This window comes from Streptococcus sp. 1F3, assembly GCF_054968985.1.
In genome coordinates, this window is the sequence record NZ_JBUEQR010000065.1 from 20,242 (window position 1) to 27,155 (window position 6,914).

Here is a 6,914-nt window from a genome sequence, read left to right on the forward strand (position 1 = left end):
AAAAGCTTTTGGGCATATGCACAAGCAAATACCGATTTCTCCTTCCAACCATTGAGGACAACACTCTCTAAACGATAACAGCAAACGAGGCGGAACCCCTTGTCCCAACCTCGTTTATCCTAATCTATATACTGTAAGGTTCCTCGGAAATCATCCAGACTGTCATAGCCCTTTTCTGCCATGATGGCTTGCAATTCGGCTGTAATACGCTCAAAAGCTTCAACACCTTCTTTGTGAAGGGTCGTTCCAACCTGCACCATGCTAGCCCCGCAGAGGATATGCTCAAAGGCATCCCGTCCTGTCAAGACACCACCTGTTCCGATGATTTGGATCTCTGGCTTGAGACGCTGATAAAAGGCATGGACATTGGCAAGAGCTGTCGGCTTGATATACTCACCACCGATTCCCCCAAAACCATTTTTAGGACGGATAACAACCGACTCATCCTCAATGTAAAGCCCATTTCCAATCGAATTAACACAGTTGATAAAGGCAAGCGGAAATTGATTGAAAATTGCTGCTGCTTGGTCAAAATGTACCATATCAAAATACGGTGGCAACTTAATGCCCAGTGGCTTTTTAAAGTAGCTAAAGACCTCTTTTAAAATTCCCTCTGTCGTCTCAAAATCATAAGCAATCTGGGGTTTTCCTGGTACATTTGGACAAGATAAATTCAATTCAGTCAAGCCGATGAAGTCACTTGCTTCAATCTTTTTCAAAATCGTGTGCGTTTCCTCTTGAGACATGCCAACTACCGATAAGAAAAAGGTACGATTGGGCTCTTTTTCTTGCAATTCCAAGAGATAGTCTAGATAGTAATCCAAGCCCTGATTTGGCAACCCCATGGAATTAATAGAGCCAAGCGGTACATCTTGATAGCGTGGCTCAGGATTTCCAGCTCTCTCTCCTAAGGTAGCCGTCTTGGTCACAAAGGTTCCGGCTTGTGAGTTTTTTACTTCCTCTAACTCTGCAATGGTCATGCAGGCAACCCCTGCGGCATTCATCAAGCAATTTTCAAAAGCAATACCTGCAATGTGCGTCTTGGTCGATGGCATACTGTCCTCCAAAATCCTTATTTCGTCCATTCTATCATAAAATCATGCGAAAAAATAGCCTAAGCTCGCTTCTTATCTCACAAAATTTCTCACAAAAATTGTCAGAATTTTTACTATTTCACTTTACATTTACACCACTTGATGCTATAATAGCAAGCATAAAGATTAAATTGTCTGAAAATTTAATCTTAAGCTTTATACTCCCTAGAATCAACAATCTGAAACTAGCGATAGCAAAAGAGTTTGGTTTTTCGAGTATCATTCTAAGTAGAAAAGGTGACACTATCTTATGACAACTGCAAAAGACTATATCCAGCACTCATTTGAAGCTGTAAAAGCCCGCAATCCACATGAAACTGAGTTTTTACAGGCCGTTGAGGAATTGTTCAATACACTTGAGCCTGTGATTGAAGCACATCCAGAATATATCACTGAAAACATCTTAGCTCGCCTGGTCGAGCCTGAGCGTATCATTAGCTTTCGTGTACCATGGACAGACAAGGATGGAAAGATTCAAGTAAATCGTGGCTATCGGGTTCAATTCAACTCAGCGGTAGGACCTTACAAGGGGGGGCTTCGTTTCCACCCAACCGTCAACCAGTCCATATTGAAGTTCCTTGGTTTTGAGCAAATCTTCAAGAATGTCTTGACAGGCCTACCAATCGGCGGTGGTAAAGGGGGATCTGACTTTGATCCCAAAGGCAAGACTGATGCAGAAATCATGCGTTTCTGCCAAAGTTTCATGACAGAACTTCAAAAACACATCGGACCATCTCTTGACGTCCCAGCTGGTGATATCGGTGTCGGTGGTCGTGAGATTGGCTACATGTATGGTCAATACAAACGCCTCCGTCAATTCGATGCTGGGGTCTTAACTGGCAAACCTCTTGGCTTTGGTGGTAGCTTGATTCGCCCAGAAGCTACCGGTTACGGTCTTGTCTACTTCACTGACAATATGTTGCAAGCAAATGGCAAATCATTCAAGGACCAAACTGTTCTTATTTCTGGCTCTGGAAATGTAGCACAATTCGCCGTTCAAAAAGCGACTGAACTCGGTGCTAAGGTCATCTCTGTATCGGATTCAAATGGTTACATCATTGATGAAAACGGAATTGACTTCGACCTTCTTTGCGAAATCAAAAACAAGCGTCGTGCCCGTCTGACAGAGTATGCTGCCGAAAAGGCAACAGCTACTTATCACGAGGGATCTGTTTGGGCATATGACGGAAAAGCAGATATCGCTCTTCCATGTGCGACCCAAAATGAAATCGATGGTGAAGCTGCTAGTCGCCTCGTAAAAAACGGTGTTTACTGCGTTGCTGAAGGGGCTAACATGCCATCTAACTTGGATGCGATTCATACCTACCAAGAACATGGTGTCCTTTATGGACTAGCTAAGGCTGCGAATGCTGGAGGCGTTGCTGTCTCTGCACTTGAAATGAGCCAAAACAGCCTTCGTCTCTCATGGACAGCTGAAGAAGTAGATAACCGCTTGAAAGATATTATGGCAAACATCTTCAACACCGCTAAAGAAACAGCTGAGAAGTACAATCTTGGCAAAGACTACCTAGCTGGGGCTAATATCGCTGCCTTTGAACAAATCGCAGACGCTATGATTGCACAAGGCTTAGTATAAATCCCCTAATGAAGCAGGGATAAGGTCTACAACAATTTCCAAGTCCATCATAGAGTACGATTGACTGGAATAGTTCTAAATGAGGTTGGACACTTTTATGTGTTCCAACCTCTCTTTATAGCCTTTGAGCTAAATCTATAACGGAACACGTCATCAGTCTTCCAAATAATATAGTCGTTTCGTTCCCTTTTATACTCAATAAAAATCAACAGTAGATTAACTTTCACCATTAAGAATTGTGAAAGGTTGGAAATGAGAGTAGCACCGCTCATTTCCTTCTAATCGAAGCCGAAGGTAGAACGAGCCTTCACCAAGGCAAGGTGACGAAGGATCCTTTTGAGTTTTAAAGAGTATTAGTACTAGGCAACGAGCTGCAGGCTATACTGGAGTAGGGCAAAGTGAGGAGACTGGACAAAAAGTCTTCGAAATAGAAAACAGCTTGGAATCACGTTATTCGAAACGTTGATTCCAAGCTGTTTTTATCTATTCAAACTTTAAGCGAAGCGAGAAATTGTTAGTTTTCTCCCAGCCTCGTTGGACAGAGGGAAACGGAGTTTCCACAATCGTCGAAGAAATAAAAAAATGAAATGAGTATAACCGATGACAGCTGGGCCATCTTTCTATATAAACTATCAACTATAAACTTTCTTCCTGTTGAAAATTCCACACATTTCCCTCATACATCAAACGATAGTTGGGGACGATGTCCACCCCATAGATGAGAGTATACTTGACTGTTTCTCCCGGATTGATTTTCTTTTTTAAAGCAACATCATAGGTTCGATTATCAAGAGTGTAGACAGCTTCCAGTTCGTCACTATTACTGCTTTTTGTCCCAAATAAGAGACTGTCACGCTCATCAAAATAGATGGATTGCTTCGTCGGATTTTTCACTTGAATGCTGACGATCAAAGCTTGATCATAGTAGAAGTCTTCCAAGTCTACTCCAGCATCTAACTCTAACGATTGCACCGTAAACTTCAAGCCATTTTGCAATTCTACTTCTTGGCCCACTTCCTGCTCTGTAACCAACCCTGCCCCTATGTCATCGTAACTCTCTTGCCCATAGCTAGACGAATACGAGGAGCTCGCTACTCCCAAGACGATTAGAAAGAGTAAGATTCCCAATATGAAGGCTACAGTAGCTCCTGCAATCGTCGTCCAAAACAAGGGCTGTTTGTAGAGCGGTTTTTTCCTATAGTAAACGTGACCATCTTCAATGATAAATTCTTTCGGAAACATCGTTTCTCCTTTTCTACTGATTTGTTAGATCAATACCTGCTGCAAACAAGGCTTCTTGATAGAGGGTATAAAATTGTTGGTAGATACTATTTTGCTGACCATTGGTGACAAAGAATTGCACTCGAAAGACGAACTGCCCATTGTCAAGTGTCTGTGGACCGATCATCTTGACCTCTTTAATGGCCGACAAGCTCCCTACCTCTTTTTGATTGACTGCTACTATCACCTCTTCAACCTTAGCCAAATCAGCGCTTAAGCCAAGTGGCAGATCAACCTGCACCCGCATATCTCCCCGTGATTGGTTGCTGACCACGAGAATATTACGGTTCGGAATAAAATGAAGGGTCCCATCTGCATCACGTATCTGAGTGGTCCGAATCCCTACGCTAACAACCGTGCCTTTTATCTTAATCACCCCATTGGTCAGACGAACCACCTCTCCCACATCAAACTGACGTTCTAGAAGAATGAAAAAGCCATTAACCAAATCAGATAAGAAGCCCTGGGCACCCATTCCAATTGCAACTCCAGCAATTCCAGCTCCTGCTAACAGACTAGAGACAGGAAGCCCTAAAATCGTCAAGACCGAGTACAGCAAGAGAAAATACAAGACATAATTCATGCCACTTTCCAGGAGGCGCGCGATGGTCTTCTGCCGTCCAATATCTTGATTGGCTATCCGCAAAGAGGATAAAAATACTTTTTTGATAGAGAAGGCTACGATTTTTTTAAGAATATAAAACACAAGTACTAGTAGAATAAGCGATAACAGCTTACTTACCAGCTCCGTCAATAGCGCTTCTACATCAATCTGGGCTAAATAGTTGCTAAAAAAATGCACCTGCTTCTCCTCCTTCTTTCGCTATTATACCATAAACTAGTCTCTGAGGACATCAAACTCTATGCCTTGCCCTAATATTCTAATTCCCGTCCTAGTTGTCCTTAAAATACCGCTTTGTTTCACGAATGATAATCGGTGACAAAGCCAATAAGGCAATCAAATTAGGAAGTGCCATGAGCCCGTTGACAATATCAGCCATTATCCAGATGATATCCAGTTGAAGAAAGCCCCCTAGAGCGACCATGGCAATAAAAATGAAACGATACAGTAAAATAAATCGCGTCCCAAAGAGAAATTCAAAGCATCTCTCCCCATAATAGCTCCAGCCTAAAATCGTCGTAAAGGCAAAAAGAACCAGACTAAAGGTTAAGGCAAGGGCGCCAGGATTTCCAAACAAGGTCGCAAAAGCTGCTTGCGTCAAAGGTGCACCCTGCAATCCTTCGACTGTCCATTGACCCGTCACCAGAATTGACAAACCTGTCAAACTACAGATAATAATCGTATCAATAAAGGTTCCAATCATCGAAATCAAGCCCTGCTCAACAGGCTGGTTGGATTTAGCAGCCGCAGCTGCAATCGGTGCTGACCCGAGCCCTGATTCATTTGAAAAGACCCCTCTTGCAATTCCATTTTGAATCGCCGCACGAACGCTCACCCCTGCAAATCCTCCAAGCGCTGCAGTCGGAGTAAAAGCACTTTTTACCACCAGGGCAAGAACCGGCAAGAGTTGGTTGATATTCACTATTAGCAAAGCCAGCGTTGCTACGATATAGACAAGTGCCATGAAAGGAACAACCTTGGTCGAAACCTTGGAAATTGATTCAATCCCACCAAAGATAATAACTGCGACAATTACTGCTAGAATGATGCTAACAAGTTGTGGCGAAAAAGAAAAACTACTTTCCAAAGAAGAAGTAATTGAATTGACCTGTGCAAAGGTTCCAATACCAAGAAAGGCCACCAAAACTCCTGCAATGGCAAAGAAAATCGCTAAGGGCTTCCACTTTTCTCCCATACCGAGCGTGATATAGTGCATGGGACCTCCTGCTACTTGACCATTGGCATCTTTGGTGCGGTATTTAATGGCTAAAAAACCCTCTGCATACTTTGTTCCCATACCAAAAAAGGCTGCAACCCACATCCAAAAAAGAGCCCCAGGACCACCAGTCTTAATAGCAGTCGCAACACCAACAATGTTTCCTGTACCAACCGTTGCTGCAAGGGCTGTACAGAGGGCTGCAAAGCTAGAGACATCTCCCTGACCACTTGCATCATCTGACAACACTAAACGAAAGGCACCCGGCAATTTTCGAACTTGGAAAAGCCCCAGCCGAAGTGTAAAGTAAATTCCCGTCCCCACTAAAAGCATGAGTAAAGGGGGGCCCCAGACCAGACCATTCAGGTCTTGTAAGATTTCTAACATTCCTATCTCCTCCAGATCTTAGTTCTTCAATCAAAACGAAAGAGCCTGACGACCATCGTCAAACTCTGTTTTAACCATAATACAGATAGGAGCTGGGGCGGTAGAACCATAGAACAATCCTATCCACTAGCCTAGAGGAAATACATTTCCAATATCCTATGCTCTGTCCTTTTGCCTGAGAGTTTGAGTGAATGCTTGCACTTCACCTTGCCCCTTCGGCGCCATTACGGTCTCTCCAGAGTTCCGTCTTTCCCACAGTTAAGCCCTTGGCCCTTCTATGCGATGTCAACCGGTATTCGTTTTGTATACTCAGCCAAAGCTGAGATGATTTACTTACTAGTATACCGAAAAAATGGAAAAAGGCAAGAACATTTTTTGAAAAATTTCATAAAGAGCAATCGATTCCCTACATTTCTAGCCATTTCCTATCCTTTCCTACTCCATGAAGTACTTGATATCAAGCCCCTTATTTCCACTATCAGCTACATCAGCCTCAGCGGTCTATGGTCTATGCTACACTGGTATAAACTAGCCCCTACAAAGGCAACTAGGTTTCTGATGACCAATGACCCATTATCTGGATTCAACACATAAAGGGCTCTAATCCTACAGATAAGCATGATCTCTTACCACGCCAAACGCATGAAACTGAAATAGTTTCAGAAAAGGTATGTAAGCGATCTTATCATAGCGCCCAGTGCCTAAAAAGTGGTATCC

General features: G+C 43.1%; 5 protein-coding genes and 1 riboswitch. Of the genes, 1 reads left to right on the plus strand and 4 read right to left on the minus strand.

Features of this window, described 5'->3' with window-relative positions:
* Nucleotides 1-119: 119 nt before the first annotated feature.
* Nucleotides 120-1,055, minus strand: a complete 936-nt coding sequence (locus tag ACVPON_RS06060; RefSeq protein WP_462877184.1) for a dihydroorotate oxidase — start codon at nt 1,053-1,055, stop codon at nt 120-122.
* A gap of 289 nt (nt 1,056-1,344) precedes the next feature.
* Here ACVPON_RS06060 and gdhA point away from each other — a divergent pair, with 289 nt between their 5' ends.
* Nucleotides 1,345-2,691, plus strand: coding sequence for an NADP-specific glutamate dehydrogenase (gdhA, locus tag ACVPON_RS06065; RefSeq protein ID WP_462877169.1), 1,347 nt, complete (start codon nt 1,345-1,347; stop codon nt 2,689-2,691).
* A gap of 636 nt (nt 2,692-3,327) precedes the next feature.
* On the opposite strand, the gene ACVPON_RS06070 is transcribed toward gdhA, so the two are convergent.
* The 3 genes from ACVPON_RS06070 to ACVPON_RS06080 all read right to left on the minus strand — a co-directional run bounded on the left by ACVPON_RS06070 (nt 3,328) and on the right by ACVPON_RS06080 (nt 6,197).
* Entirely contained in the window at nt 3,328-3,933 is a 606-nt protein-coding gene (locus tag ACVPON_RS06070) for a DUF4352 domain-containing protein (protein WP_462877171.1), read from the minus strand.
* A 13-nt stretch (nt 3,934-3,946) separates the two neighbouring features.
* On the minus strand, nt 3,947-4,774 hold the full coding sequence (locus tag ACVPON_RS06075) for a mechanosensitive ion channel family protein (protein WP_462877173.1): 828 nt from the start codon (nt 4,772-4,774) through the stop codon (nt 3,947-3,949).
* Between the two features lie 91 nt (nt 4,775-4,865).
* Nucleotides 4,866-6,197: an alanine/glycine:cation symporter family protein gene (locus ACVPON_RS06080; RefSeq protein ID WP_462877175.1), complete on the minus strand. Its 1,332-nt coding sequence runs from the start codon at nt 6,195-6,197 to the stop codon at nt 4,866-4,868.
* Between the two features lie 153 nt (nt 6,198-6,350).
* Nucleotides 6,351-6,446: riboswitch (glycine riboswitch) on the minus strand.
* Between the last annotated feature and the right edge of the window lie 468 nt (nt 6,447-6,914).